This is a genomic window from Humibacter ginsengisoli, from assembly GCF_054780095.1.
In genome coordinates, this window is sequence record NZ_BAAGWZ010000006.1 from 528,338 (window position 1) to 555,136 (window position 26,799).

Here is a 26,799-nt window from a genome sequence, read left to right on the forward strand (position 1 = left end):
TCACTCCTCGTCGGACTCGAGCTCGGCCGCGTAGCGCTCGATGATGATCGCGGCCGCGTCGTCGAGGGTGTCGCGCGGCATCCCGAGCTCGGAGCGAACACGTGCTCGGCCGATCAGCATCGACTCGTACTGCGACTCCGAGCCCGCGACGTTGCCGCTGTCCATCGCGCGGATGCCCATCGAGTACCAGCGCTGCGCCTGCTTGAACTCATCGACGAGTTCGAAGAACCCACCCAGCACCAGGAACGTATTGAGCTGCCGCGGGGACTCCTTGCGCAAGGCGTCCGCGAGCTCGAGTGCGGCATCCGTCTGACCGCCCTGGTACAGCGCCTGCACGATCAGGGCACGCGGATCGACGTAGGCGGGACCGCCGTCGTCCCGGGCCGCCTCGTACATGCGCAGCGCCTCGGCATGGTTGCCCGCATAACCGAAGTCCTCGCCGGCCTCGATCAGCACGGCTGCGCGCGAGACCTCGTCTGCAAGGCGATAACGGTCGGTCTCCATCGCCCACGCACGCAAGGTCTCGGCGATGGAGCCGTCCGCTCGGTCGGCGCGGAGGCGCACGTCGTCGAAGTCGTTCTGCGTGATCAGGCGAGGCACCCGGCCAGCTTAGGAGAAACCATCCAAGGTGCAGTCCCGCGGTCGCCTATGCGGCGTGCGGAATACGTCGCGTCCTTAGACTCGGATGCATGGCTCGCTCCAAGAAGGTCAAGCCGTTCGTCGGCGTCACCGGCACGAGCACAGCTCGCGGTGTCGCCATCCCGACCCGGCTGAACCGCGGGGTCGACCGCTTTCTCGCCGTGCAGCGACCCGTGGTGCTGTCGCATCTGAGAAGCATCAGGCGCAGGCATCCGGATGCCACACCCGGCGAAGTCGCGTACATCCTGGGCCGGCGCTACCTGGCGGCCGTCACCACGAGCGGTGCAGCGGTGGGTACGACTGCCGTGATTCCGGCGGTCGGCACCGTCACGACGCTGGCGCTCTCGGCGGTGGAGACCGCGGCGTTCCTCGAGGCGACGGCGCTGTTCGCTCAGTCGATCGCCGAACTGCACGGGCTGCCCGTTGACGACCCGGAACGCGCCCGCGCGCTGGTGCTGGCGCTCATGCTCGGCAAAGAGGGGTCCGACCTCGTGCGTCAGTGGGGCGTCGAGCTGACCGAGAAGGAGGCGACGCGCGAGCTGTATTGGCGTCAGGTCGTCTCCAGCAGCATCCCGCGCGTCGTCGTCGGCCCGCTCGTGCAACGACTCCAGTCCGCCGCGGCGAAGCGGCTGGCGACCACCGGAACGGCGAGCATCCTCGGCAAAGCGCTTCCGTTCGGCATCGGCGCCGTCGTCGGCGGAGCGGGAAACCGCATCACGGGATCCCGGGTCGTGCGATCCGCGCACGTCGCGTTCGGGTCGCTGCCAGAGGCCTTTCCTGCGGCACTGGACGTTGCGGCCACTGAGGAACCTGTCGACGGAGCCGAGCTGGCTGCGGTCGACTAGCGGCGGTTTCGGTACGCCTGCTTCGCGGCGCGCGGCGCGGTCGACGGCTATTGCTGATCAGACGACGGGCGGGCGGCCGGCCAGTGTCATGCGCCACACGGTGCGCCAGCGGATCGGGCGTCGTTCGCCGGGGTCGTCTCTCCAGCCCGCCGCCCAGCCGGCGAACCAGGGACGCAGCGTCTTCGGGCTGCGGCCGCCACGCAGGAGCTGCACGCCCGTCCACGTCGCCACATACACGGGCGCGAGCACGGCAGGAAGGTTGCGCCTTGCGACCCACACCCGGTTGCGCGCGTTGCGCCAGTAGAAGTCCCTGTGCCGGGTCGTCGGCACGTTCGGATGCCGTGCCTGCAAGTCGCCCGCGTACCAGGCACGTTTGCCCTGGTCCCAGACACGCCACGCGAGCTCGATGCCCTCGTGGGCGTAGAAGAACGGCCCGGCCCAGCCGCCCACCGCCTCGAACACGCTGCGTGGCATCACGATCGCGCCCTCGACGAGCGAGAAGACGGCGCTCGGCCGTGCAGGATCCCCCTTCCGCATGCGCGGGACCCAGCGGCGCGGTGGGATCGAGTCGTCGATCGTGCGCACCCGCGGCTGCAGCACCCCGATCGTGCGGTCGGCACGGAAGCGAGCGATGGCATCGATAAGGAACGTCTCGGACTCGACGTATTCGTCGTCGTCCAGAAAGAACAGGAACTCCCCCGTCGTCTCCGGCACACCGGCATTGCGGCCGGCAGGGATGCCGAGGTTCTCGGGCAGCCCGAGCGCTTTCACCCGCGCCGGCAGGCCGGTCGGCCTCCAGCCGTTGCCCACGCAGACGATGTCGACCTCGACGTCGCGCTGTGCGAGAACGGATGCCAGTGCCTGCGCGAGTTCCCGCGGCCGTGTTCCCTGCGTGAGCACCACGACGCCGACCGTGGGCACGCCGGAGCTCATGACTTGAGCCGCTTCGAACTCATGATCGCCAGGAAGTGACCGATCAGCCCCAGGATCGCGAATGCGAGCAGTACGACGAGGTAGACACGTTCAGTGACCGGCGACCCGGTGAACAGGGCGATGATGGCGACGACGAACGTGAGCAGCGTCAGCTCGACGGAGTGGAACATCCGGTGGAACGGGAAGAACTTCACCGCGCGACGAGCCAAGGCGATGAGGCGGTGCTGCGGGGCGGCATCCGCTTCGGCATTGCCGAGCCGGGGCAGGCCGGCATAGGCGCGTGCGACCCGGGTGAGATCGTTCAGCGCCTTGTTGAGCACGAGCACGAGGGCGAGCGCGAAGCCGAACGTGGTCCACAGGTAGTCGTCCGGTGCCTCGAACGGCCACGCCGCGGCGCGCAGGCCGAGGACGATGGCGATGAACGTCTCCGTGGAGTAATGGCCGACGGCATCCAGGAAGTGCCCCGCCGGCGACGAACTGTTGCGCCATCTGGCGACCTCGCCGTCGCAGCAGTCGAACAGCATCTGCAGCTGGCCGAGCACGACGGCGATCAGTGCACCCCAGAAACCGGGGATGAGCAGGGCGGCCGCGGTGAGCCATCCGGTCAGGATCATGAAGCCCGTCACGCCGTTCGCGCTGATGCGGGTCTTCAAGAGCGTCCAGGTGAGATACGGCGAGATGTCGCGCAGGTAGAGGTGCGCCGTCCAGTGCTCGGCGTTGCGCCGCTGCCGCACCTCAGGCGGTTGCGTCACTTCGCGCAATTGGGCGATGGACGCCGGCCGGCGGTAGGAATCCGAAGCCGACACGCTACCTCCCGGATCGGCTGTGCAGGTCGTGCGACAGCTCGAAGAATCCGCCGATGAAACCGATGCCCCAGCTCAGGTGGATCGTCGGCACGACGATGACGAAACGCAGCATAGCGGGGCCCCCGTCTCGGGAGCCGATGGTGAACGAGGCGGCGAGAACGAACAGAAGGTAGAGCACGGGAATGACGAAGGCCAGGGTCAGCCAGCCGAGCGGCGCTCCGATGATCAGACCAGCGATGCCCAGCAGGCCGACGATGACCGCTGCCGCGAGCAGGAGGACGAGCACGGGCGGCGCCAAGTAGCGCAATGAGTTCGCGGACGGGAAACGTCGCACGAGCTCGCCACGCCACATGCCGGTGGCGAAGAACTGGTTGACAAGCGAGCGGATGCTCGACCGCGGCTGATACGTCACCACAAGTCGCGGAGTGAACCAGACGGTGCCCCCGGCGGCTCGCAGGCGGCGGTTGAGCTCCCAGTCCTGGCCGCGACGCACGCCCTCGTCGAACAGACCCGCCGCCTCGAGGCGGTCACGCCGGAACGAGCCGAGATACGCGGTCTGCGCAGGGCCCTCCTTGCCGCCGACGTGGTGCTGCGTGCCGCCGAGGCCGATCCGGGAACGGTAGGCACGGGCGACCGCCTTCTCGAAGGGGGTCGTGCCGCGGGCATCCATCAGTCCCCCGACGTTGTCGGCGCCTGTGAGCTGCAGCGTCTCGACGGCGATCCGGGTGTACTCGGGTGGCAGCAGCGAGTGCGCGTCGACACGCACCACGATCGGGTACGAAGATGCCCTGATCGCGGCGTTCAGTCCGGCGGAGGTGGACGCGACCGGATTGGGCACGACGCGCACGTTCGGATGCTCGCGCGCCAGCTCGTCGAGCACGTCCTCGGTGCCGTCGGTGCTGGGTCCGACCGCGAGCGTGATGTCGTAGGGGCCCTGGTAGTCCTGAGCGAGAAGACGCTCCACCGCCGCGCGCACGTACGGCGCTTCGTTCAGCACCGGCATCACGTACGAGACACCTGGAAGTGCACCCGCCCTGTCGAGGGCGCTTTCGGCGCCTGAACTGCTGGCCTCGCCCATCACATCCGCTCGTCGAATCGTCGGCTCAGCCTATCAGCGCGATGAGAGCGGGCTCAGCGCGCTAGCGGGCAGAAACGATCGCGGGGTTGAGTCCGATTGTTCGAACTCAACCCGCGGCGCCGTGCTCCGACTCAGTCGCTCGACAGCGTGCCGAGCGTGACGTCGACCTGCTTCGTCTGCCCGCCTCGGTCGTAGGTGAGCGTGGCCTTGCTGCCGCCGGCCAGTGCCCGAACCTGGGCCGTGAGATCGGTGGAGTCGGTGATCGGTTTGCCGTTGAAGTTGGTGACGATGTCACCGGCCTGCAGGCCCGCGTTCGCCGCCGCGCCGCCAGAGCTGACCGACTTGATCAGCGCACCCACCGTCGTCGCGTTCTTGTCCGACGTCGAGTCGGTTACCGTCGCGCCAAGCAGGCCGCTCGTGGCCTTGCCGTTCTTGATGATGTCGTTCGCGACGCGCTGAGCCACGTTCGACGGGATGGCGAAGCCCACTCCGATGCTTCCGGACTGGCCGCTGGAGTCGCTCGACGAGTTCGCACTCGCGATCGCGACGTTGATGCCCATGACCTGGCCCTTGCCGTTGAGCAGGGGGCCGCCGGAGTTGCCCGGGTTGATCGCGGCATCCGTCTGGATGACAGGGAGCGAGATGGTGCTCTGTGCCGACGACTGGCCCTGGCTGTTGCCGTTCTGCCCGAAGTTCCAGAAGTTGAACGGGCTGTTGCCACCCTGGTCGTTCTGGTCCTGCTTGGGAGCCGCGGACGAGGCGATCGAGATGCTGCGGTTCAGCGAGCTGACGATGCCGTTGGTCACGGTGCCGGACAGGCCGAGCGGAGCGCCGATCGCGATGGTCTGGTCGCCGACGTTGACCTTGTCGGAGTTCGCGAACGTCACCGGCGTGAGGCCGCTGGCGTTCTGCAGCTTGATCACCGCGAGGTCGAGGATGGGATCGGTGCCGACCACCTTGGCCTGGTAGATCTTGCCGTCGTTCGTCGTCACGCTCACAGTCGGGTTGCCGGTGGACCCGTCGAGGGTCACCACGTGCGTGTTCGTCAGGATGTAACCGTCGGAGCTGAGGATGACACCCGACCCGGTGCCCGCTTCCTGGCCGCCCGTGACGTTGATCGTGACGACGCTCGGGCTGACCTTCGACGCCACCGCGGTGACGTTGGTGGCGGTCTGCGGGTCATTCACCGTGACGTTGGTGGCGCCCGTAGATGCCACAGGCCTACCCGTGTTCGAGTTCGCCGCATAGATGCCGACCACGCCGGCACCCACGCCGCCGCCGAGGAGGCCCGCGAGCACGAATCCGGTGATGAGCAGTCCGGCCCGGTTGCCCTTGCCGTCCTTCTGCCTGGCAGGCTTCGGTGCTTCACCCGGCTGCTGCTGGGCGTAGGGCTGCTGGCCCGCGTAGGTGGGCTGGCCGAATGCTCCGTGCTGAGGAGCCTGCTGGCCCGTCGGCTGACCTGCCTGCTGCGATGCGTACTGGTAGTGACCGGGCTGCTGCGGGTAGCCGGGTTGCTGGCCGTAGTGGTAGCCCTGCTGCGCGTACGGGTTCTGCGAGCCCTGCTCGGGCTGCGCCGGTGCCGGTGCCGCGGCAGTGTACGGCGGCAGTTGCTCCGTCGGCTGGGTCTGGTTGGCCTGGGCATCGTGAGCGGACTGCTCGGCCGTGGGCTGGTCAGCCGTCGACTGCTCCGCCGCGGACTGCGCGTCCCCAGGGTGCTGGGCGGACTGCACCGCCTCAGGGTGCTGGGCGGACTGCGCCGAGTCGGCAACCGAGTCCTGCGCGGGCGGCTGCTGCGGTGCCGTCTCCGGCGTCTCCGCGGGATCCTTCGGTGTGTCGGTCATCTGTCGTGCTCCTTCCAAGCACTCCAAGCATCCGCTGTCATGCTGGGCATCGCTTATGGGCAATCTGTGAACGGACTAGAACGATCCCATGGGACCGGAATGAGTGATTGACTGACGCGCCGCGCCTGCGCGTAGCGATGTGCGGATATCGGTCCCCTTGCGTCAGCAGCCCGGGCCGCGCGGGTCGGCTTGACAGTTGCGCTGCACCAGCACGGTCTTCGCATCGGCTGCGATGACCGTGAACGTCGGTGCGGACAACGTCAGCGTACCCGGCACGTCTCGCCATGGACCGCCCCCGATTCGATATTGCGCGGTGTACTCCACGGTGAGGCTGACGCCGTAGCTGCCGGCCGCGGTGTAGACGTGGCTGGTGGGCGTCGGGCTGAACTCTGGGACGCCGAGTGAGCGCCATGTGGCACCGCCTGTCGCGGTCGATGCGTGTACGCCGTCGCCGTAGTCCCACTCGAAGCGCACCGGCGTGAAGCGCACGGTGGCGGGCTGTCCTGCCAGGGGTCCGGATGCCGTGTGGCGGCCGGCGCTGGACACGAAGTTCGCGTCGAGCCCGATGATCGCCCAACCGTTGGGCTCGCCGGAGACCGTCGGCTTCTGCGGATAGAACGACGCGAGAGCCGACATCGTGACGCCGCCCTGCACTTGCACGACAGCGTTGCCGCCGCATGCGATCCCGGCCGGACAGGGGACGCCTGCTGGCGGGGTCGCGGCATTCGTGTCGTCTGACGCCTCGTCGTCTGACGCGTTGCCGCCTGCGCTCCCGTCGGAGCCACCGTGCGCACCCACGTCGACGTGATCGCCGGCGATGGAGCCGGTGGAGCACGTTCCTCCGTATTGACCGACGGGTCCACAGTCATCAGAGGCTGAAGAAGCCACGCCACCTAAAGAAGCGACGACGAGTATTGCGGCAACTAGGACTGGCAAAAGTCGCTCCCGGTCCAGAAGTCGCGCTTCGAAATGAGTAGCGTGCTCCCTTCATCTGCCTTAGCTTCGACCTGCCATGGAGTGCGCTTAGTTCCACTCGCCGCCGCCTGCGACTGACCGGATGAATTGAGAAGATCGGTATCACTCACGTCGTCACAAACGTAGAAGGAAACGCTCTTGCTGCTCCGTTCTTGGAGCTGAACGGAGTCGAAGCGCGATTCGCCGGTCGTGTGGAGGCCCTTCTCGCGGAACTGCCTCGCTCCATCGAGGGCCTTTTCGAGCGCGGAGCCGAGAGCCACTTTCTCGTATCGGTCCGCACCTTGACCGCCAGCATGAAGAACCTCATCGGTTACGTGCTGGTACGCGGCATAGGCATCCGTTGCGGCCTTCAGCGCTTCCGCATCTGAGGCGAAGAGCGGCGTGTGTACAGGGGTGGGCGTCGGCGAGGGGGTCGGCTGCGTGGGGCTACAGGCGGCCAGCGGCATCGCGAGGAGCGCGGCGATGGCCGCTGCGGGCATCCGTCGGCGCAGTGACATGGGGACAACCGTAGGGCACGACGATGCTCGGGGCAGGTGTTATCCACAGCCACGCGGGCACATCGGTACGCAGTGGAAAACAGGCGCAGCCTCGACCGGCGCACTACCTTGAAAACACGGTCCGCGGGCGATGAGCAGCCGTGGACCACGAGGAGGCGGAGGAACGATGACGGCGTTGATTCCCGGCAACTGGCAGCGCGCGGCGCACGGGGCTGGGCTCCTGAGCCCGGAGGGCGTGGTGTACGCAACGATCTTCGCCGAGATGAGCGCGCTGGCGACGCGAACCGGAGCGATCAACCTCGGGCAGGGGTTCCCCGACGAAGACGGACCGGCCGAGGTGCTCGACGTCGCAGTGCGGAGCATCCGCGACGGCGTCAACCAGTACCCGCCGGGAATCGGAATGCCCGTGCTGCGCGAGGCGATCGCCGAGCATCAGGAGCGCTTCTACGGACTCACCGTCGATCCGGATCGGGAAGTGCTGGTCACTGCGGGAGCGACCGAGGCGATCGCCGCAACGCTGCTCGCACTGCTGCAGGACGGCGACGAGGTCGTGACGTTCGAGCCGTTCTACGACTCCTACGGAGCGATCATCGCGTTGGCGGGCGGCATCCATCGCACGGTGGCGCTGCGGGCGCCGGACTTCGAGCCGGATCTCGACGAGTTGCGATCGGCAGTGACCGACAGGACCAGGGTGATCCTGGTGAACGATCCGCACAACCCGACGGGCGCCGTATTCGGACGCGTGACGCTCGAGACCATCGTGGAGCTCGCGCACGCGCACGACGCCGTCATCGTGACGGACGAGGTGTACGAGCACCTCACGTTCGATCGGCCGCACATTCCGATCGCCACACTTCCCGGCGGCCGCGATCGCACGGTGACGATCTCGTCGGGCGGCAAGACGTTCAACACCACGGGCTGGAAGATCGGCTGGCTGACGGCTCCCCCAGCGCTCGTGACGGCGATCACCGCGGTGAAGCAGTTCCTCACCTACGTGAACGGCGCACCATTCCAGCCCGCGATCGCGGCAGGGCTGAGGATGCCCGATTCCTTCTTCACCGAGATCGCCGCGACACTCGCCGCGAAGCGCGAGCTGCTCTCGGCAGGCCTGGAAAGCGCCGGGTTCCGGGTGTTCCCGTCGCACGGCTCGTACTTCGTGGTGGCGGATGCCGCACCCCTCGGCTACGCGGATGCCGTCGCCTTCTGCCGCGAACTCCCCTCGCTCGCCGGGGTGGTCGGCGTTCCGATCAGCGCGTTCTGCGGACCGCGTACGCGCGAAGAAGCGGCATCGCTCGTGCGCTTCGCGTTCTGCAAACGCGTCGACGTGCTCGAGCGAGCCGCAGCGCAACTCGCTCGCCTCGGTCAGGCCCTCGGCACGACGGCGTAGCGGCGCAGGGACAGCGCAGGGTTCAGGCTTCGGACCTGACTGATTCGCTCGCGATCGATCAAGGCGAGGGCGAGTCCGGGCTGCTCACCGGCATCCGCCAGCACGACGCCCATCGGGTCCACGATCAGGCTCGAGCCGATACTGACGCCCCCTGCTTGGTCGGCTGCGGCGACGAACACGGTGTTCTCGATCGCTCGCGCCGTGATCAGCGTGCGCCAGTGATGCTCCTTGAGCGGGCCGCGCACCCACTCGCTCGGGACGACGACGACATCGGCACCGGCATCCACGATGGTGCGCGTGATCTCCGGGAAGCGCAGGTCGTAACAGGTTTGGAGTCCGACAGTCAGACCGTCGACGCTGAACACCTGCGGCGCCTCGAGCGGTCCGGGTTGCACGACATCGGACTCGCGCACGCCGAAAGCGTCGTACAGGTGCTGCTTGCGGTACACGGCGCGGATGCCCGAGCCCGGCGCTACGGCCGCGAGCGTGTTGGAGAAGCGGTGCGGATCATCCGTGCGCTCGGCGAAGCCCGCGACGATCGTGAGCCCGAGTTCATCCGCCAACCGTGCGAGGGAACTCGTAAAAGGGCCGTCGAGCGGCTCGGCATGGTCGAGGAAACGGGCGTCGACCGGATCGACGAAGTACGACGAGTACTCCGGGAAGATGACAAGCCGGGCGCCGCGCTGAGCAGCCTGCGATGCAAGGCCGGCGATCGCGTCGAGGTTCGCCGCCGTGTCGGGACCGGGTGCGAACTGCGCGACCGCGACCGGAACGGGCGTCTCTGAATTCGACACGATGCCACCATTCGCTCGAGCGCCTCGCGCGAGGCGATACGAAGAAGGCGCCCCTCGCGGGACGCCTTCTCATTTGGTTGCGGGGGCAGGATTTGAACCTACGACCTCTGGGTTATGAGCCCAGCGAGCTACCGAGCTGCTCCACCCCGCGGCACGATCAATGAGCCTAGCACGGTGGACCGACACCCGAAAATCGAGGCACTTCCGGCAGCATAAATCGCACACTCTCGGGCGGGAGAACGCGCACCCTCGCGGAGAAGAACGCGCACCCTCGCGGAGAAGCAGACGCACCTTCGCGCGGGAGAACGCGCACCCTCGCGATGGGCCTACTGGGAGGGCGGGGTGACGGGCTCCGCGCCGCGCTCGATCTTGACGCCGGTGAACTCCACGTCGACGGGTTCGGTGAACCGACGGCCGTTGACCTCGTCGTGACGCATGAAGGTCGGCGGGTCGACGTGCACGCGCAGCACGTACTCGCCGTCTTCGGGCAGCGTCCAGTTGCGGGCGTAGTGGTAGATCATCGGATGCCACACCAGAACCTGGTCGTGCGGTCCCAGCTCTTCGCCGCTCGGCGTGATCAGGGTCGCCGTGACGGAGACACCGGGAATGAAGCGGCCGTCCGATCCGTCGCACACGACGATCTCCAGGTGCTGGTTCTCCTCCTGCGGGTTGTTCCACGTCAGCGTGCCGTCGTCGAAGCTGTACATGCCCTCGGCATCCTCAACCGCGTAGCCGATCAGGTAGTCGCCCTTCTTCTGCATGCCGCCGCCCTTGGCGATGTCGCCGACCATGTACTCCACGGCCTTGTGATAGGCGTCGCCCTGCCCGATGGCGAGCTCCAGTTGCCGCTTCGTGGCCTCTGACGTGTTCGGGTCCATGGGCGGCCTCTCGGCACCCGACAGATGGACATTCGCGCTCATCCGCCTCTCCTCTCTACTCTGCTTTGCGAGAGCAACGCTAGGAAGGACGGCATCGCGCGTCACCCGCTTTCCTTCAACCGCGAAGGGGTGGTACAGCGGCGCCGCCTACGATGTGAGGAGTCTTTGAGCCGCATGCAAAGACTCATCGCGGCCACGTATTGCCAGGAGTCGTTAGTGAAGTCACCACTCGCACGCATCCGCCGACAAGCGCGAAAGCTCAAGCGCGCTGCCGAATACGACAGGCACGCATACTGGCGCAAGCAGCCGGTTCGTCCGGGCACGGTGCTGTACGAGTCGTTCTCCGGCAACGGCGCCCTGTGCAACCCGGAGGCGATCTTCCGCGGCCTGATCGCCGATCCCGAATTCGCCGGGTTCGAACACGTATGGGCGCTGGCCGAACGCGACTCCGCCCCCGAACTGGTGCGCGAGTTCGCGAACGATCCCCGCGTCACCTTCGTGCGATACCGCAGCGGGGCTTACTACAAGGCGCTCGCGACCAGCCAGTATCTCGTGAACAACGCGACGTTCCCCGCAGAGTTCAGCAAGCGACCTGGCCAGGTGTACCTCAACACCTGGCACGGCACTCCCCTGAAGCAGATGGGCTTCGACATGCCGGGCGGGGCGCTCGACTCGGCGAACACGCTGCGCAACTTCCTGGCCGCTGACTTCCTGCTCGCAGCGAACGACTTCATGGCCGAGCGCATGTACGAGGATGCCTACCGCCTGCGGAACGTGTACACCGGGCGCATCATCACCGAGGGCTACCCCCGCATCGACCGGCAGCGGCTGGACAGCCCGGCCATCGGGCGGGTGCGGGCTGCCCTGGAGCGGTCAGGGGCCGAACTCGGCGGGCGCGGCATCGTGCTCTACGCGCCGACCTGGCACGGCGAGACGTTCGGACGACCAGAGGATGACGTCGACCAGCTGATCGTGGACGTGCAGCGGCTGCAACGCGAGCTGGGCCCCGACCACATCGTGCTGCTGAAGACTCACCAGATCGTGCACGGATTCGCGGCATCCAGACCCGAGCTGCGGCGCATACTCGCCCCGAACTCCTTGCCGACGAACGTGATCCTCGGGGTGTGCGATGGGCTCATCACCGACTACTCCTCGATCTTCTTCGACTACCTCGCCACCGGAAAGCCGATCGTCTTCTACACGCCGGATGCCGACGAGTACACGGAGACGCGCGGAACGTACTTTCCGCCGGAGGAACTTCCGGGACCGGTCGTCGACGACGCCGCGCTGGCCGGCCAGGCGATGGCGCGACTGTTGAAGGACGATCCGCTCACCGAGCGTTACGAACAGTGGCGCGACCGCTTCGCCTCGCACGAGGACGGCCACGCGACTCAGCGCGTCATCGACATCGTGTTCAAGGGCATCGTGGACGGCCACCACGTGCGGGCCGCCGGCAACGACGGACGCCGCCGTCTGCTTCTCTACCTCGGCGGGATGCGCTCAAACGGCATCACGACCGCCGCCATGAATCTTCTGGCCGGCATCGACCCCGAGCACTACGACGTGACCGCTCTGATGTCGTATTCGCGGCGCGGATGGGCGCGCGCGAATCAGGCGCTGATCCCACCGCAGGTGCGGCAGATCTACCGTGTCGGAGGAATGAACGGCAGCAAGCTGGCTCACGTGCGCCGCAAGCTCGACGAGCGGCGTGGCGAGGTGCTCCAGCACGACGATCCGCTGCGGTACAAGGCACTGTGGGACGACGAGTGGAAGCGCGTCTTCGGCGACGCGAAGTTCGACTGGGTCGCCGACTTCAGCGGATACAGCCCGTTCTGGGCCACGCTCCTGCTGCACTCCCCTGATGCCCCGCGGGCGATCTGGCTGCACAACGAGATGGCGGCCGACCGGCACCGCGAGGTGAATGGCAAGAAGCGCATGCTGCGCAGCCTCGGCCACGTGTTCGCGCTGTATCGCTCCTACGATCAGCTGGTCTCGGTCTCTCCGCGGCTGACCGACCTGAACCGCAGCGAACTGGCGGAGTTCGCGCCGGCCGAGCGCTTCGTGACCGTGCGGAACCTCCCGAATGTGGAACGCGTGCTCTCCGGAATGCAGCAGCCGCTGGCCGAGCTCGCCGGGCATCCGATCGACCCGGAGACCGAGGAAGTGCTCGTGCCGGACTGGGTGCGGCAGCTCGAACAGCACGAGGGCCGCTGGTTCGTGACGGTGGGGCGGTTGTCGCCGGAGAAGAACCACGCGCGACTCATCCGAGCGTTCTCGACGGTGCACGAGCGGCGCCCGGATGCCCGCCTGCTGATCGTAGGCGGCGGACCGCTCCGCGACGAGCTGCAGTCCCTGATCGACGAGCTCGGACTCACAGACGTCGTGACGCTGACCGGCGCCTATCAGAACCCGTTCGCGATCCTCGCCGCATGCGATTGCTTCGTGCTCTCCAGCGTCTACGAGGGGCAGCCGATGGTGCTGCTGGAGGCCGCCGTGTGCCGTCTCCCGATCGTCTCCACCGCGTTCGCGTCCGTGCACGACGCGCTGCCGGACGACGCGATCCACGTCGTCGGTCAGACCGATTCCGCTCTGGCCGACGGCTTGCTCGCGTACCTGAACGGCGAGGTTCCGCCCAGCTCGCTCGACGCCGACGCCTACCGCGCAGAGGTGGCCGAGGAGTTCACCGGCATCGCGGATGCCGCAAGGCTGAGCGCCGGATGACCGCAAGCGATCCGCTGCGCCCGGTGCGGCATCCGATTCCCCTCCTCGTACTGGGGATCTGCGGCATCGTGCTCACCGGAGCGCTCGGATTCGCCGTCACGCACGCGCCGCAGTGGACGGCGTGGGAGACGGACGCGCTGAACGCCTTCGCGACCACCCACACGCCGGCAGGGCTGGCGCTGGCCGGGTTCATCGCGTGGTTCTTCTCCCCGCCGGTCGCGGCCCCGCTCACGTTCCTGATCGCGGTAGCGGTCTGGGCGCTGACCCGCTCATTCACGCGCGCGCTCGTGTTCGCCGTCACGGTCGGAGTGTGCTGGGGCGCCACGGAGAGCATGAAGTTCCTGGTGCAGAGGCCGCGGCCCCGCCTCTCCGCACCGGTGTTCGAGACGCCCGCCAGCTTCAGCTTTCCTAGCGGGCACACCGCGTTCGCGTGCGCAATCGTGCTCGCACTGCTGCTGACTCTGCGCGACTGGCGATACGAGTGGGTCGTCATCGTGCTCGGCTCCGGCCTCGTGGTGCTCGTGGCGTGGTCGCGGATGTATCTGGGAGTGCACTTTCCGACGGATGTCACGGCATCCGTTCTGCTGACGGTCTCTGTCGCCGGCGTCGTGATACCCCTGATCCTGAACGTTGCGATGCCCGCGGTGCGCGGACGGTGGGGTACCGGTGTGGAACGAACCGGAGCAGAGGGTGCCATTCATGGGAAATAGCGCGAACGGCGAGACACGCCCCTTCCTCCTGCTCGTCGAGGACGACCTGAAGCTGGGGCCGCTCATGGCGAAGGTGCTGCAGTCATCGTTCGAGGTCGAGCTGATAGCCGACGGGCAGCAGGGCTGCGAACGCGCCCTCAGCGGAGACCACGACGTCATGGTCATCGACCGACGGCTGCCATCGATGGACGGACTGAGCATCGTGCAGCACGTCAGGCACGAGCGCGTGGCGACGCCGATCATGCTGCTGACGGCGCTCGGCACCACTGCCGACAAGGTCGACGGGCTCGATGCGGGCGCGAACGACTACCTCGTGAAGCCGTTCGAATTCGACGAGCTGCTGGCCAGACTGCGTGCGCTCACGAGACGTTTCGATCCCCAGGGCGCCGGCCTACCCGTGGGCGAATGGACCTTCTATCCCGACGACGGATGCATCTACTCGCCGCACATCGGACGCATCCTTCTGACTCCTCGCGAATGCGCACTGCTTCGCCTGCTCGCCGAGAACCCCGAGCGCACGTTCACCAGGGAGCAGATCCTGCGCGCCGTGTTCAGCGCCGACGACCAGCCAGGAACCGTCGACACGTACGTGCATTACCTGCGCCGCAAGACCGATCGCGACATCGTGCTGACCGTTCGGCGCAAGGGCTACCGACTGGGACAGCTGTGAGCCGGCGGCGGCCGGGCGACGGAACGGATGCCGCCGCGATCTCCCACGCCTCCCGGGTCGTGACCGCGCAGATCACGGTGGCTGCCGCCGCCATAGTCGTTCTCGTTGTCGCGCTGTCGGTGGCGTTCATCAAGAAGCAGTCCGAGCCGAGGGAGCTCCTCGAGAAGCCTGCACCCGGGCAGACGAAGATCTACGTCGACGCGAACGAGATGCTCGTCGCGCTCATCGTGGTCGGCATCATCGCGATCGCGCTGGCCGGTCTGATGAGCTGGGTGATCGCCCGCCGCGCGGTGCGTCCGCTCGGCGAGGCGCTGCGCATCCAGCGCACGTTCGTCGCGGATGCCAGCCACGAGCTGCGCACGCCCGTGGCGGTCGTCGCCGCGCGCGTCGAACTGCTCGGGCAGGAGATCGACGCGGGGACGGACACGGCTGAGAACCTCGCAGGGCTGCGGGATGACGTGCGCGTGCTCGGCGACGTGATCACCGACCTGCTGCTCACCGCCGCACCCCCCGCTGATGCCGAACCGGAGCGGCTCACCTCCGTGGCAGCGCTGTCCCGCGCGACGATCGCCGATCTGCGGATGATCGCCGGCCGGCGCGACATCACGCTCTCCCTGATCGCCGACGACGACCTGGAGGGCGCCAGGCTCGAGGAGACACAAACGCGTGTGCCGGCCAGCACCCTGCGCCGCTGTATCGTGGCGCTCGTCGACAACGCGATCGCGCACTCGCCGGATGGCGGCTCAGTGGAGGTCGTGCTCGCGTCGGCCAGAGACCGCGGATACTTCACTCTCTCGGTGCGCGACCACGGAGGGGGCATCATCGGCATCGACCCGAAGCGCCTCTTCGAGCGGTTCGCTCACGGAGACGGCGCCGCCCGGGACGGTGCCCGGTCGGGATTCGGGATCGGGCTCGCGCTCGTGCGAGACATTGCCGAACGGTACGGCGGACGCATCGAGATCGCCGACACCTCCCCGGCAGGAACCACCTTCACGCTCACGCTGCCACGGGCGTGAACGTCGCGATGCAAACATCCGTGAGGCACTCGACCGGCCATCTTCTGAGACGAAACTGGGATGACGAATGGCACACTCGGCAGGAGATTCGGGAGGACCTGTGGGCGTCAAATGGATGGCCGCGACCGCGACGTTGGGTGCGACGCTGCTTGCCGGTGCGGCCTTCTTCGCGCTGGCGCTGCTCGGCAACGAGAGGCGCCTCCGGAACGAGGAGGCGACTGCCGACGACGCCGACGAGGCAGACGAGTGACGCGCCGGACGCGCTCGGCGGGTTCGGTGCTCAGCGCGACGGATTCCTGCGGCGCATCGCCGGCAGCACCAGATCGAGCATGACCGGATAGTAGATCGCTGCGACCGCGCCGCCGACCAGGACGCCGGCGACCACATCCGTAGGGTAGCCGGCTCCGAGGTAGAGCCTGGCCCAGAGCGAGACGGCCAGGGCGATGCCTCCGGCGAGCGCCACGAGCCAGCGCCAGTTGCTTCCGCGCGCGGCGAGCAGCAGCCCGATGACGGTCGCTGTGCCGAACGCCGTGGGCGTGCTCGGGTAGCTGAGCGCTCCCGGTGAGACGACGGTGTGTCCGGCGGACGACTCGAGGAGCGGCCGGTTCACCGCCAGTGACACGGCGGTCGAGGCCAGCCACGCCAGGCACACGCCGCCGACGAAGACGACGGCTGTCGCCCCGTCCGCCATCAGGTACACCATGAGCGCGGCGATGAGCAGCAGAACGACCCCTGCCGCCGTGCTGACCGTGATGTCGAAGACGAGGGCGACGACGCCGATGAGCGCCGGCGACCCGACTCCGGCCCACTCGTCGACGGCGAGCTCGGCCGCGGACCACGACGGATGTCCGTCGAGCACGAGCCCGGTCACGAGCACGAGGACCATCGCGGCGATGCCGGCTGCGACCCAGAGCGCAGGATGCCGCAACGGCGCCAGCGCGCGCCGGGCGCGCCGCGTCTCCTGGGCGCCGGCCTCCGGCGAAAGCGGAGGCGCGGTGCGCGTTCGGGCATCCACGGCACCATGTTCGTCTCGGCGTCCTCATCGTGGTCTAAGAAACCTCATGTGCAGGTCTTCGGGCCGGCCGGTGATCTCCTCTCTGAATGCTGACAGGAAGCGCGCCGAACGGCGCGGTCTTAGCCGGTTCTTGGACTCGCGCGATTTGACTGCCAGCATGGTCGACACTGCCACCGCACCGGTCGTCAGCGCCGTCCGCATGAGCGAGAGACGCCGTCTCGGCGTCATTGCCGTGGCGGCGGGCGCGGCTGCCATGGTGGTCAGCCTGGTCGGCTCATGGATTCCCTCGCTGTGGGGCGACGAGGCTGCCAGCCTGCTGTCGGCGCAGCGCTCGTTCGGGAGCCTCTTCACGATGCTCGGACACGTGGATGCCGTGCACGGCCTCTACTACGTGCTGCTGCACTTCTGGGTGCACCTCGCGGGCACATCGCCGTTCGCCATCCGGCTGCCGAGCGCGGTCGGCGTGGGCATCGGCGCGGCCGCCGTGGCCTGGATGTGCGGCAGGATGCGCGGCGCACGGTTCGCCGTGATCGCCGGCATCGTCGTCGCCGTGCTTCCCCGCCTGACCTATGCGGGCGAGGAGGCGCGGTCGTACGCCACGGATGCCGCCCTCTGCGCCGTGCTGTGCGCGATCGTCGTCGAGATCGTCCTCAGCCGCCGGCGGAGCCTGGGTCTGTGGACGGCGTACGGCATCGTGCTCGTCTTCGCCACCTACCTGTTCCTCTACAACCTGCTCATCGTGATCGCGATCGGTGTGTTCCTCGCCATGACGCCGATGGCGCGCAGGCACCTCCGCGCGTTCGTGACGGCGACCGGCATCGCCGTGCTCGCCTCGGCGCCGCTGCTCGTGTTCGCCTATCTGGAACGCGCCCAGGTGGCGTACCTGGCCGATCAGGCGGAGGTGACGTCGTCGGCCGTCTTCGTGCAGATGTGGTTCAGCGCCGTGCCGTTCGCCATCGTGGCATGGCTCCTCATCCTCGTGGCCGTCGGCGACCTGGTGCTGCGCACCGAGCGCAGCCGCCGGCGGTCGCGCTCCATGCCGGCCGGCGCCGCCGCCTCGGTGCGCAGCTTCGCAGGTGGCAAGGCTGACCTCGTCGTGCTCGGGCTGTGCTGGCTCGTGCTGCCCATGGGCATCCTGATCGCGACGAGCGCCGTCTTCAACGACTTCACCGCCAGATACGGCACCATGGCGGCACCCGCTGCGGCCATCCTCATCGCCGCCGGCATCGATCGCCTCGTGAGCCTGACCGCACGCCGGTGGGGTCTGACCGCCCACCGATGGGTGGGCATCGCCGGCATCGCCGCCGTGCTGATCGCCGCTGCGCCGGTCTGGGTGAGCCAGCGCGGGCCCTACTCGATGAACGAGTCGGATTGGAACGAGATCGCCGCGACCGTGCACGCGAACGCCCATCAGGGTGACGGCATCGTGTTCGACGAGGGCGTTCGTCCGTCCCGCCGCACCCGGCTCGCGATGAGTACGGACCCGGCGGCATTCTCGGCCGTGAAAGATGTCACACTGCGGGTGCCATACGCGCAGAACGACACTTGGTACGACTCGGCGTATTCGGTGCAGCAGGCTGCCGAGCTCGGCCGCTTTCACGGAATCGACCGGGTGTGGGTCGTGGAGTACTCCATGCCGGGCCAGGTGTACCTGTGGGGCACCGAGTCGCTCGAGCGGCTGGGCTACCACGAGACCGCGCACTACTCGCTGCATCGAAGCGTGATCTACCTGTTCACCCGCTGACAGGCATCCAAGACCCCCAGCACCCCATCGACAGAGACAACGGATGACACCACCCGCCACCGCCCGCCACAGCAGCCCCCGACTCCCCCGCGTTCCCGACCCGACGCCGGTCTTCTGGATCACGAAGGCCGTCTCGACCGCCATGGGCGAGGCCGTCTCGGACTACTCCATCCACGTGCTCCCTCCGGTGGTGGCGGTGCTGTGCGGTTTCGCCCTGTTCGTGATCGCACTGATCGTGCAGCTCACCCGCGGCAGGTACACCCCCTGGTCGTACTGGCTCACCGTCGGCATGGTCGGCGTGTTCGGCACGATGGCGGCGGACGTCATGCATGTCGCGCTCGGCGTTCCCTACGTGGTGAGCACGACGTTCTACGCCGTGGTCCTGGCCGCCGTCTTCGTGCTCTGGCGACGGCTCGAGCACACGCTGTCGGTGCACGACATCGTCACCCCGCGGCGCGAACTGCTGTACTGGGCGGCCGTCGTCGCCACCTTCGCGATGGGCACCGCACTCGGCGACCTCACCGCGATCGGCTTCGGCATGGGCTATCTGGCGTCCATCGTCGTCTTCGCCGTGGTCATCCTCATTCCGGCACTCGGATTCCGGTTCGCCCGCTGGAATGGTGTGTTCTGCTTCTGGTTCGCCTACGTGGTCACCCGCCCGCTCGGCGCTTCGATCGCCGACTGGCTCGGCAAGCCGCGAGCAGACGGCGGACTCGGTGCGGGAGAAGGCCCGGTGGCGCTTGCTCTCGTGCTCTTGATGGCGGCTCTCGTCGGGTTCATCTACGTTCGGGCGCCTCGACGGGAGCGGGCACTCGCCGGCGGATCGTTCACGGGAGTCGAATCGTAGGCGGGATCCGTTCGGCCGTGCGAGCGAACTCGCCCGGCTCTCATCTCAATCGCCCATAGGCTCCTGTCATGACCACTGTGCTGGTGAACAGCCTCGTCGGCATCGCCGTTCTCATCGCCCTCGCCACCGGAGTTCTGTGGTACTACGGCGCCCCGCACCACTGGGCGCCGGCGCTGGCGGTGCTGCGCGGCATCCTGCAGCTGGCGGTCGTGAGCATCATTCTCACCGGCGTCATCACCAACGGGTGGTGGGTGGCGCTCGCGCTGCTCGTCATGTTCGGGGTGGCGTGCGCGACCGCGATCCGGCGCATCGGCTGGAACCTTCAGCACGCGATCATGATCGTTTCGGCGATGGCGGCCGGTATCGCCCTGACGCTCACGATCGTGTTCGTCACCGGCACCATCGAATTCTCAGCGCGCTATGTGCTCGCGATCGGCGGCATCGTCATCGGCAACACGATGACGATCGCCACGCTGGCCGGACGACGGTTCGTGGAGCTCGTGCGCGACCGCTGGGACCAGGTCGAGGCGTGGATGTCGCTTGGCGCGACTCCGCGCCAGTCCACTCATGAGCTCGCGCGAGACGCGGTCTACGCGGCGCTCATCCCGTCGACCGACCAGACCAAGACGACGGGGCTGGTCACACTGCCCGGCGCGTTCGTTGGTGCGATCTTCGGCGGCGTCTCACCGCTGGAGGCGGGCCGGTTCCAGATCGTGGTGCTGGCATCCATCATGGCGACCGGCGCCATCACGGCAGTGATCGTCGCGCTCTGGATGTCGCCTGTACGGGTGAAGCCCGCGGCGCTGGTGTGAGCATGCGCCGGCTTCTCGTCGGGCCCAAGCCGGCCGGAAGGCCCGAGCCGGCCGGAGGGCCCAAGCGGGCCGGAAGGCTCACTCCCGCCCGAAGATTCAGGCTGGTCGCCGCTGCAGCGGTTCTCTGCGTCGCGGGCGCCGCGCTGACGGCGTGCTCACCGGCATCCGTCGCCCCGGATGTCGCCACGCCGCCGATGGGCTGGAACAGCTGGAATCATTTCGGATGCTCCGTCACCGAGGCCGACGTGAAGGCGGCAGCCGACGCGATCGTCGCCGACGGACTGCGGTCGCCCGGCTACCGCTACGTGAACGTCGACGACTGCTGGCAGGCGCCGACCCGTGGCCGGGAGGGCGCACTGCGTGCGGATCCGAAGCGGTTTCCCGACGGCATCGCCGCGCTGGCCGCCTACGTGCACTCGAAGGGTCTGAGGTTCGGCATCTACGCCTCGCCCGGCGCGCAGACGTGCGCAGAGCGCTACCAGGGATACCCCGGACGGCTCGGCAGCCTGGGGCACGAGCAGCAGGATGCCGACACGTTCGCGGACTGGGGCGTCGACTACCTGAAGTACGACTGGTGCGCCGCCGATCGCGAGGGCGTCGGCCACGAGCAGGGGTTCGCGCGCATGCGGGCCGCGCTGAACGCGACCGGCCGTTCTATCGTGCTCAGCATCCACGACAAGCCGGAGCAGCCGGTGCCTGCCTGGCGCCACTGGGTGTCCGACCTCTCCCGCACCACGCCCGACATCCAGGACTCGTGGGCCTCTGTCGTCTCGATCGTGCGCTCGACGCTGAAGGTCGCGCACCTGGCCGGGCCGGGATTCTGGAACGACCCGGACATGCTCGAGGTGGGCAACGGAGGGATGAGCGCCGACGAGCAGCGCAGCCACTTCGCGCTCTGGGCGCAGCTGTCCGCGCCGCTTCTCATCGGGTGCGACCTGCGCACGGCATCGCCATCTGCGCTGCGCATCCTCGGAAACCGCGGCGTGATCAGGGTCGATCAGGACCGGCTCGGGGCCGCGCCAACGGTCATCCGATCGTCTCCGTCCGAGCTCGTGCTGCTCAAACGCCTCGCCGACGGTTCGTCGTCTCTCACGATCACGAACCTCGCGTCACACCCGCAGCGGCTGAAGGTGACGGCGGAGTCGCTCGGCATCGGTGCAGACTTCACCGCCCGGGACCTGTGGACCACGACGAAGGTCACCATGAGGCGCGGCTCGACCGGCGCCGAACAGGTCAGCGCTCGCTTAGCGTCGCATGCGACCGCGATGTATCTGCTTTCGCCGCGGTCGTAGCCGCGCTCGTCTCGCTGCGGGCTCGCTGCTCCCGCGCGGAGACGACCGCCGCAGCCAGGAAGAGCGCGCCGAGCCCCATCGCGGCGACGACGAACCCCACGGTCACCCACGCCCAGATCATCTCGGCACCCCCTTCGAGGTCAGGAATACTCCCGCGGGAACCGGTCCGCACCGGGAGACGCACCTTGGCGTCAGCCTTTCCATAGCGCTCTCAGAATTCGCCCAGGCGCCGGATGCCCTAGGGTGTTCAGGTCCTTCGTCCCCATGGAAGCCCTCGACACCATGGACGAATCCGTAACCAACAGGAGACGACACGTAACAGTGACGGCGCATTCGGCTCGACGCAAGCTCTACGAACTCGAGGTCGTACGCGTACTCACTTTCGCCTGCGTCATCGCGGTGCACGTGATCAGCCACACCTCACGCGGAAGCGTGCCGATCGTCGCCTCTCTGACGCTGCTGCACTTCACGCGTGAAGTGTTCTTCGCGTTGACCGGCTTCGTTCTCACGTTCAGCTACCTGCGCAAACCGAAGCCGATGCGCCAGTTCTGGCCGAAGCGGTTCCTCCTGGTCGGCGTGCCCTACGTGGTGTGGTCGTTCGTCTACTGCGTCATCAGCGCGATCGGCAAACCGTTCGACCTCGGCGGATTCGTGCTGCACTTCCTCTATGCCACGCTGACCGGGACGGCGTACTACCACCTGTACTTCCTGCTCGTCACGATGCAGATCTATCTGCTGTTCCCGCTGCTCATCGCGCTGGTGAAGGCGACGCGCAGGTGGCACTGGCAGCTCGTCGCACTCGCGTTCGCGGTGCAACTGACGATCAGCGCTCTGGATGCCTACAAGCCCGGCTCGCTGCACTGGATCAATCTGTTCAGCAACGTGATCAACTACCAGGCGTTCATCATCGGGGGCGCCGTCGCGGCCTACCACTCGGACGCCGCGCTGCAGTGGGTGCGCGACCACCTGCGCCTCATCGCCATCGTGACGCCGATCGCCGCGGCCGCCGCGATCGGCGTGTACCTGCTGCAGCTTCAGTGGGGCTACTCCGCCTACCGGGCGGCGACCGCCTACCAGCCTGTCGTCATCGCCTGGTCTGTCGTCGCGGGCGTCGCGCTGCTGGCGATCGGCGCCTGGTGGGTGGACCGCAATCCCGGCGCCCCGCACCGCGCTCTCGACTACCTCTCGGACCGGTCGTTCGGTGTCTTCCTCGCGCATCCGCTCGTGCTGTGGGCGCTGCTCGGCCTCGCCGGCGCACTGCTGGGCTCCTGGCCGCCGCTCGTATCCACCCTCGTGGCGTACCCGATCGTGGCTCTCGGTGCGCTGGGCATCGCCGACGGCGCGCGGCGCAGCATCCTGAGCCTGCCGCTGGCCGGGCGCCCACGGACAAGCCGCCGCAAGAACAACCCCTGAATCCCGCGCAACGCCAGGGCGAGCTACCACACCTGTACATGCCTATGCATGTACTTTGACCTGCCTGGGAGAGGTCGATTCTTGCGCTCGTCTCAAAACGGCACCAGGACCATCGCAGTATGACCACGTATCGACAGGAACCTTCCCGGCTCTCGTCCGACGCCCCGAGCACCGGCGTCGCCTGGGCTGTTCCCGGCGAGCGTGGCCGCACCGTCACCGACTGGTGGCGGGTCGGCGCGGTCTCGGTGGTGTGGCTGACGAGCCTCTTCGTCGTGGCGCTCTGGGTGGGCGGCGGCGCGGTGGAGGATCTGCTGCGCTGGAACGCCGACACCATCGATACGCTCGGCCGCATCACCGGCCTCGTCGCAGCCAACCTGCTGCTGTACCAGGTGCTGCTCATGGCGCGCATCCCGCTCTTCGAGCGCGGCTTCGGCCGCGACGGCATGACGAGGATGCACCGGCTGGTCGGATTCTGGTCGTTCTGGCTCATGCTCGCCCACATCGTGCTGATCACGATCGGCTACGCCGCGGAGAGCGGCACGAACCTCGTGGTGCAGGCGTGGCAGTTCGTGTGGGACTACCCGGGCATGCTGCTGGCGACCGCCGGCACGGCGCTGCTGATCCTCGTGGTCGTGACGTCGATGCGGCGAGCGCGGCGGCGCATCCGCTACGAGTCGTGGCACCTGCTGCACCTGTACGCCTACCTCGGCGTCGGATTCTCCATCCCCCACATGCTCTGGACCGGCGCGGACTTCCTGTCGTCGGCGCCAGCCACCGTCTACTGGTGGACGCTGTGGGCGCTCGCGGCCGGAAGCGTCGTCGTGTATCGCGTAGTGGTGCCTGTGGTGCGATCGATGCGGCACAGCCTTCGGGTGGCGTCGGTGGAGCGCGACGGCGACCGTGGTGTTCTGGTGCGCATGCAGGGTCGCGGGCTCAGCAGGCTGCGCGCCGAGTCGGGTCAGTTCTTCGTCTGGCGCTTCCTCGACGGACCCGGCTGGATGCGCGGACATCCGTTCTCGCTGACCGCGGCTCCCAGCGGGGATGAGCTAGCGATCTCCGCACGGGTGCTGGGCGACGGCACCCGTCGGCTGGCGGGCATGCGACCCGGCACGCGGGTCGTCTTCGAGGGACCGTTCGGCCGGCTGACCGGCCGCGACCGGCAGGGTCGCAAGCTGATCATGCTGGGCGCCGGAGCAGGAGTCGCGCCGCTCGTGTCCCTTCTCGAGTCGGAGCCGTACGCGCCCGGTGAGGCCACGCTCGTCGTGCGCGACCGCGCGCCGGGCGACGGCCTGCGCGGAGAAGCGATCGGCGAGCTGGTGCGTGGGCGGGGCCTTCGGTACGCGCTGCTGGACGGCCGCCGCTCGAGGGGAGCATCCGTCTGGCTCCCGGAATCCCATGCGGACTGGCCGGGTGCCGAGCTGATCCGGTACCTGGCGCCGGATCTCGAGGAGTACGACGCGTACGTGTGCGGGCCCGAGCCGTGGATGCGCAGTGTCACGCACGATCTGCGGGCGGCGGGCATGCCGGCGGCGCGCATCCACACGGAACGGTTCTCGGTGTGACCGGGCGAGGAATGGAGTTCACGCGATGAAGAAGATCATCTACGGGCTGCTGGCCACCGTGACCGGCACCGTGCTGCTGCTGAGCTACCGCACGTCGCTCGAGGCGGTGAATCCGACGTCGGCGACGAGCACGACCGGCTCCGGTTCCTTCACGAGCGGCTCCGGTTCGTCGTCGGCGTCCTCGTCGAGTTCGAACTCGAGCTCGAGTTCCACGAAGAGTGGGGCGACCTCCTCCGCGTCTCCCTCGGCCTCCGCCTCCGCCTCCTCGAGCGACCTCAAGGACGGCACGTTCACGGGGCAGTCCGTTGACACCCGGTACGGTCCCGTGCAGGTGCGCGTGACCGTGTCGGACGGAAAGATCACGCAGGTGGATGTGCCCACCTACCCCACGGAGAGCTTCCGCGACCAGGAGATCAACCAGCAGGCGGTCCCGCAACTGGTCTCCGAGACGCTGAGCGCGCAGAGCGCGAAGATCGACATGGTCTCCGGCGCGACGTTCACGAGCGACGGATACGAGCAGTCGCTGCAGAGCGCTCTCGATCAGGCGAAATCATGACCTCTATTGACCGACGACGTCACGTGCTAACCGATCAGGTGATGGGCACCGTGGCGAGCATCCATCTCATCGTCGACGGCTCCGCTTCGTGCGAGGATGCCGCGCTCCCCGAGGGGCTCGAGGTCGCCGTTCGCGCTTGCTTCGAGGAGCTGCACGACCTGGATCGGGTGTTCTCGACATATCGGCCGGACTCCGACGTCTCGCGTCTGCGCACCGGCGAGCTCGACCTCGGCTCAGCAGACCCGCGCGTGGTGCTCGTCCATGGTGCTTGCGTGGAGGCGAAGGAGGCGACGGGCGGCCTCTTCGATGCCTGGCACCAGGGCTGGTTCGATCCCACCGGGTACGTCAAGGGCTGGGCGATCGAGACAGCGGCGGAGCGAGCGTTGCGCCCGCTGCTCGGTCACGGCGGCGTGCAGGCTGTCGGCCTCGGTCTGGGCGGCGACATGCAGCTGTACACGGCACCCGGCTCGGACTGGTCGTGGCACGTCGGCATCGCCGATCCACACGGAGCAGGTCAGGTCGTCGCGACCGTGGAAGTGGGAACGGGAGCGGTCGCCACCTCCGGCACGGCCGAGCGCGGATCTCACATCGTCGATCCGCGAACCGGTTCGCCTGCGCTCTCTGTCGCCTCCGCGACCGTTATAGCCGATGGTGTCACGGACGCGGACCTGTGGGCGACGACGGCCGTGATCGCCGGATTCCATGACCTCTCGTGGATCACGGCGCCACGCGTGCAGTCGGGCCTCGTCGTCTCCCCCACCGGCGGTGTGCGGCGGTTCGCGCGCGGAGTCGAGCTCACGACGTGGGACGGGTCCGCATCGGTTCCCGGCTTGCCGCCGGCAGCCTGAGCAGGAAGACCGTTCCTTCGGGAGAGGTCAACTCGACCGCGACGCTGCCACCGTAGCGAGTGGCGACCTGCCGCACCAGGGCGAGGCCGATGCCGAAGCCGCGTCGCCTGCCCGTCTCGCCGGAACGGGCGAACCTGTCGAACACGCGGTCAGGATCGATGCCCCGGATGCCGCCGCCCTCGTCCCGAACCCGCACGGTCGCGAACGCGTCCTGCCGGCCGACCTGCACGGTCACGGCGGTCTGCGCCGGCGCGTGCTGTACCGCATTGTCGATGAGGGCGATGACCACCCTGGCGATGGTCGTCGCAGGGACCTCCACCGCGACATCCGAGGCGATGTCGGCGGTGAGCCGCACATCGGCATCCTCAGCCAACGGCTCCATCGCTCCGATCGCCTGCCGGACGGCGTCCGCCACGAGCACCGGTCGTTCTGGCGCGACGGCCGTTCCCTCAGCGGTGAGCAGCAGATCGGTGAGGAGCGCCGTCATGGCGCCGACGTCGCGGCGCAGTTCCACGAGCGTTTCATCGATCGGCTGTCTGCGGTCGTGGCGGCGCTGCAGCAGCTGGATGCGGCTGCTCAGGGCGGTCAGCGGGGTGCGCAGCTCGTGGCTCGCGTCAGCGACGAAATGACGTTGCAGCGTCAGTGCATCCGACAGCGGCCGCGAGGCGCGTCGCGCGGCCAGCCAGCCGACGACGGCGAGCAATGCGACGCCGACGATGCCGAGGCCGATCACCCAGGGAAGCACGCGGTCCACGTCGACGACGAAGCTGTCGCCCACGAAACGTCGTCCATCCGGAGGTCCACCCTGCCCACCCGGGCCGCCCTCGTGCCGGCCGGTGGCGAGGATGACTGCGAGCAGAATGCCGACGCCCGCCGCGATGATCACCGCGGATGCCACGCCGACGAAGAGCCCCACGGAG

At 68.1% G+C, this 26,799-nt stretch carries 26 protein-coding genes and 1 tRNA gene; 15 read left to right on the forward strand and 12 right to left on the reverse strand.

Annotation, left to right across the window (positions count from 1 at the left end):
* Positions 1 to 600, reverse strand: coding sequence for a tetratricopeptide repeat protein (locus tag ACYVI5_RS10775; RefSeq protein WP_460580165.1), 600 nt, complete (start codon positions 598 to 600; stop codon positions 1 to 3).
* 89 nt (positions 601 to 689) lie between these two features.
* On the opposite strand from ACYVI5_RS10775, the gene ACYVI5_RS10780 reads away from it, so the two are divergent.
* Complete coding sequence (locus tag ACYVI5_RS10780) at positions 690 to 1,484, forward strand: hypothetical protein (protein ID WP_460580166.1); 795 nt, start codon at positions 690 to 692, stop codon at positions 1,482 to 1,484.
* A 57-nt stretch (positions 1,485 to 1,541) separates the two neighbouring features.
* Here the strand turns inward: ACYVI5_RS10780 and ACYVI5_RS10785 are convergent, their stop codons facing one another.
* The 6 genes from ACYVI5_RS10785 to ACYVI5_RS10810 form a co-directional block, all read right to left on the reverse strand.
* Positions 1,542 to 2,417, reverse strand: coding sequence for a glycosyltransferase family 2 protein (locus ACYVI5_RS10785; protein WP_460580167.1), 876 nt, complete (start codon positions 2,415 to 2,417; stop codon positions 1,542 to 1,544).
* Positions 2,414 to 3,169 carry a CDP-alcohol phosphatidyltransferase family protein gene (locus ACYVI5_RS10790; protein ID WP_460580168.1) on the reverse strand — a complete coding sequence of 252 codons (756 nt, stop codon included), beginning with the start codon at positions 3,167 to 3,169 and terminating at the stop codon, positions 2,414 to 2,416. The genes ACYVI5_RS10785 and ACYVI5_RS10790 overlap by 4 nt, the downstream gene beginning before the upstream one ends.
* A gap of 55 nt (positions 3,170 to 3,224) precedes the next feature.
* Positions 3,225 to 4,301, reverse strand: coding sequence for a glycosyltransferase family 2 protein (locus ACYVI5_RS10795; protein ID WP_460580169.1), 1,077 nt, complete (start codon positions 4,299 to 4,301; stop codon positions 3,225 to 3,227).
* 131 nt (positions 4,302 to 4,432) lie between these two features.
* Complete coding sequence (locus ACYVI5_RS10800; RefSeq protein ID WP_460580170.1) at positions 4,433 to 6,142, reverse strand: S1C family serine protease; 1,710 nt, start codon at positions 6,140 to 6,142, stop codon at positions 4,433 to 4,435.
* 162 nt (positions 6,143 to 6,304) lie between these two features.
* Positions 6,305 to 6,940 (reverse strand): PKD domain-containing protein, encoded by a 636-nt coding sequence (locus ACYVI5_RS10805; RefSeq protein ID WP_460580171.1) that lies wholly within the window; start codon positions 6,938 to 6,940, stop codon positions 6,305 to 6,307.
* A gap of 125 nt (positions 6,941 to 7,065) precedes the next feature.
* Positions 7,066 to 7,614 (reverse strand): hypothetical protein, encoded by a 549-nt coding sequence (locus ACYVI5_RS10810; protein WP_460580172.1) that lies wholly within the window; start codon positions 7,612 to 7,614, stop codon positions 7,066 to 7,068.
* A 166-nt stretch (positions 7,615 to 7,780) separates the two neighbouring features.
* On the opposite strand from ACYVI5_RS10810, the gene ACYVI5_RS10815 reads away from it, so the two are divergent.
* On the forward strand, positions 7,781 to 9,001 hold the full coding sequence (locus tag ACYVI5_RS10815; protein WP_460580173.1) for a pyridoxal phosphate-dependent aminotransferase: 1,221 nt from the start codon (positions 7,781 to 7,783) through the stop codon (positions 8,999 to 9,001).
* On the opposite strand, the gene ACYVI5_RS10820 is transcribed toward ACYVI5_RS10815, so the two are convergent.
* The 3 genes from ACYVI5_RS10820 to ACYVI5_RS10830 all read right to left on the reverse strand — a co-directional run bounded on the left by ACYVI5_RS10820 (position 8,977) and on the right by ACYVI5_RS10830 (position 10,715).
* Entirely contained in the window at positions 8,977 to 9,795 is an 819-nt protein-coding gene (locus ACYVI5_RS10820; protein WP_460580174.1) for a carbon-nitrogen hydrolase family protein, read from the reverse strand. The two genes, ACYVI5_RS10815 and ACYVI5_RS10820, sit on opposite strands and share 25 nt — an antisense overlap.
* A 74-nt stretch (positions 9,796 to 9,869) precedes the next feature.
* Positions 9,870 to 9,946: transfer RNA gene (locus ACYVI5_RS10825), tRNA-Met, on the reverse strand.
* A gap of 175 nt (positions 9,947 to 10,121) precedes the next feature.
* Complete coding sequence (locus ACYVI5_RS10830; protein ID WP_460580175.1) at positions 10,122 to 10,715, reverse strand: iron transporter; 594 nt, start codon at positions 10,713 to 10,715, stop codon at positions 10,122 to 10,124.
* Positions 10,716 to 10,889: 174 nt separating this feature from the next.
* On the opposite strand from ACYVI5_RS10830, the gene ACYVI5_RS10835 reads away from it, so the two are divergent.
* The 5 genes from ACYVI5_RS10835 to ACYVI5_RS10855 all read left to right on the forward strand — a co-directional run bounded on the left by ACYVI5_RS10835 (position 10,890) and on the right by ACYVI5_RS10855 (position 16,040).
* Entirely contained in the window at positions 10,890 to 13,394 is a 2,505-nt protein-coding gene (locus ACYVI5_RS10835) for a CDP-glycerol glycerophosphotransferase family protein (RefSeq protein ID WP_460580176.1), read from the forward strand.
* Positions 13,391 to 14,104 (forward strand): phosphatase PAP2 family protein, encoded by a 714-nt coding sequence (locus ACYVI5_RS10840; RefSeq protein WP_460580177.1) that lies wholly within the window; start codon positions 13,391 to 13,393, stop codon positions 14,102 to 14,104. The genes ACYVI5_RS10835 and ACYVI5_RS10840 overlap by 4 nt, the downstream gene beginning before the upstream one ends.
* Positions 14,094 to 14,774 carry a response regulator transcription factor gene (locus ACYVI5_RS10845; RefSeq protein ID WP_460580178.1) on the forward strand — a complete coding sequence of 227 codons (681 nt, stop codon included), beginning with the start codon at positions 14,094 to 14,096 and terminating at the stop codon, positions 14,772 to 14,774. The genes ACYVI5_RS10840 and ACYVI5_RS10845 overlap by 11 nt, the downstream gene beginning before the upstream one ends.
* On the forward strand, positions 14,771 to 15,790 hold the full coding sequence (locus tag ACYVI5_RS10850) for a sensor histidine kinase (RefSeq protein ID WP_460580179.1): 1,020 nt from the start codon (positions 14,771 to 14,773) through the stop codon (positions 15,788 to 15,790). Before ACYVI5_RS10845 ends, ACYVI5_RS10850 begins: the two co-directional genes overlap by 4 nt.
* Positions 15,791 to 15,857: 67 nt before the next feature.
* Positions 15,858 to 16,040, forward strand: coding sequence for a hypothetical protein (locus ACYVI5_RS10855; protein ID WP_460580180.1), 183 nt, complete (start codon positions 15,858 to 15,860; stop codon positions 16,038 to 16,040).
* 30 nt (positions 16,041 to 16,070) lie between these two features.
* Here ACYVI5_RS10855 and ACYVI5_RS10860 read toward each other — a convergent pair whose 3' ends face one another.
* Entirely contained in the window at positions 16,071 to 16,805 is a 735-nt protein-coding gene (locus ACYVI5_RS10860) for a phosphatase PAP2 family protein (RefSeq protein WP_460535786.1), read from the reverse strand.
* A 157-nt stretch (positions 16,806 to 16,962) separates the two neighbouring features.
* On the opposite strand from ACYVI5_RS10860, the gene ACYVI5_RS10865 reads away from it, so the two are divergent.
* The 8 genes from ACYVI5_RS10865 to ACYVI5_RS10900 all read left to right on the forward strand — a co-directional run bounded on the left by ACYVI5_RS10865 (position 16,963) and on the right by ACYVI5_RS10900 (position 25,879).
* Positions 16,963 to 18,549 carry a glycosyltransferase family 39 protein gene (locus ACYVI5_RS10865; protein WP_460580181.1) on the forward strand — a complete coding sequence of 529 codons (1,587 nt, stop codon included), beginning with the start codon at positions 16,963 to 16,965 and terminating at the stop codon, positions 18,547 to 18,549.
* A 43-nt stretch (positions 18,550 to 18,592) separates the two neighbouring features.
* A complete protein-coding gene (locus tag ACYVI5_RS10870) occupies positions 18,593 to 19,396 on the forward strand; it encodes a COG4705 family protein (RefSeq protein WP_460535782.1) in 804 nt (267 codons plus the stop codon).
* Positions 19,397 to 19,464: 68 nt separating this feature from the next.
* Complete coding sequence (locus ACYVI5_RS10875; protein ID WP_460580182.1) at positions 19,465 to 20,208, forward strand: ABC transporter permease; 744 nt, start codon at positions 19,465 to 19,467, stop codon at positions 20,206 to 20,208.
* Positions 20,209 to 20,210: 2 nt separating this feature from the next.
* Entirely contained in the window at positions 20,211 to 21,500 is a 1,290-nt protein-coding gene (locus ACYVI5_RS10880) for a glycoside hydrolase family 27 protein (RefSeq protein ID WP_460580183.1), read from the forward strand.
* A 321-nt stretch (positions 21,501 to 21,821) separates the two neighbouring features.
* Entirely contained in the window at positions 21,822 to 22,913 is a 1,092-nt protein-coding gene (locus ACYVI5_RS10885; RefSeq protein WP_460580184.1) for an acyltransferase, read from the forward strand.
* Positions 22,914 to 23,032: 119 nt separating this feature from the next.
* On the forward strand, positions 23,033 to 24,475 hold the full coding sequence (locus tag ACYVI5_RS10890; RefSeq protein ID WP_460580185.1) for a ferredoxin reductase family protein: 1,443 nt from the start codon (positions 23,033 to 23,035) through the stop codon (positions 24,473 to 24,475).
* A 25-nt stretch (positions 24,476 to 24,500) separates the two neighbouring features.
* A complete protein-coding gene (locus tag ACYVI5_RS10895) occupies positions 24,501 to 25,031 on the forward strand; it encodes an FMN-binding protein (RefSeq protein WP_460580186.1) in 531 nt (176 codons plus the stop codon).
* The gene (locus ACYVI5_RS10900; RefSeq protein WP_460580187.1) at positions 25,028 to 25,879 is read left to right on the forward strand and encodes an FAD:protein FMN transferase; all 852 of its coding nucleotides are present in this window, start codon (positions 25,028 to 25,030) and stop codon (positions 25,877 to 25,879) included. Before ACYVI5_RS10895 ends, ACYVI5_RS10900 begins: the two co-directional genes overlap by 4 nt.
* On the opposite strand, the gene ACYVI5_RS10905 is transcribed toward ACYVI5_RS10900, so the two are convergent.
* On the reverse strand, positions 25,827 to 26,795 hold the full coding sequence (locus tag ACYVI5_RS10905; RefSeq protein ID WP_460580188.1) for a sensor histidine kinase: 969 nt from the start codon (positions 26,793 to 26,795) through the stop codon (positions 25,827 to 25,829). The two genes, ACYVI5_RS10900 and ACYVI5_RS10905, sit on opposite strands and share 53 nt — an antisense overlap.
* Positions 26,796 to 26,799 lie beyond the last annotated feature (4 nt).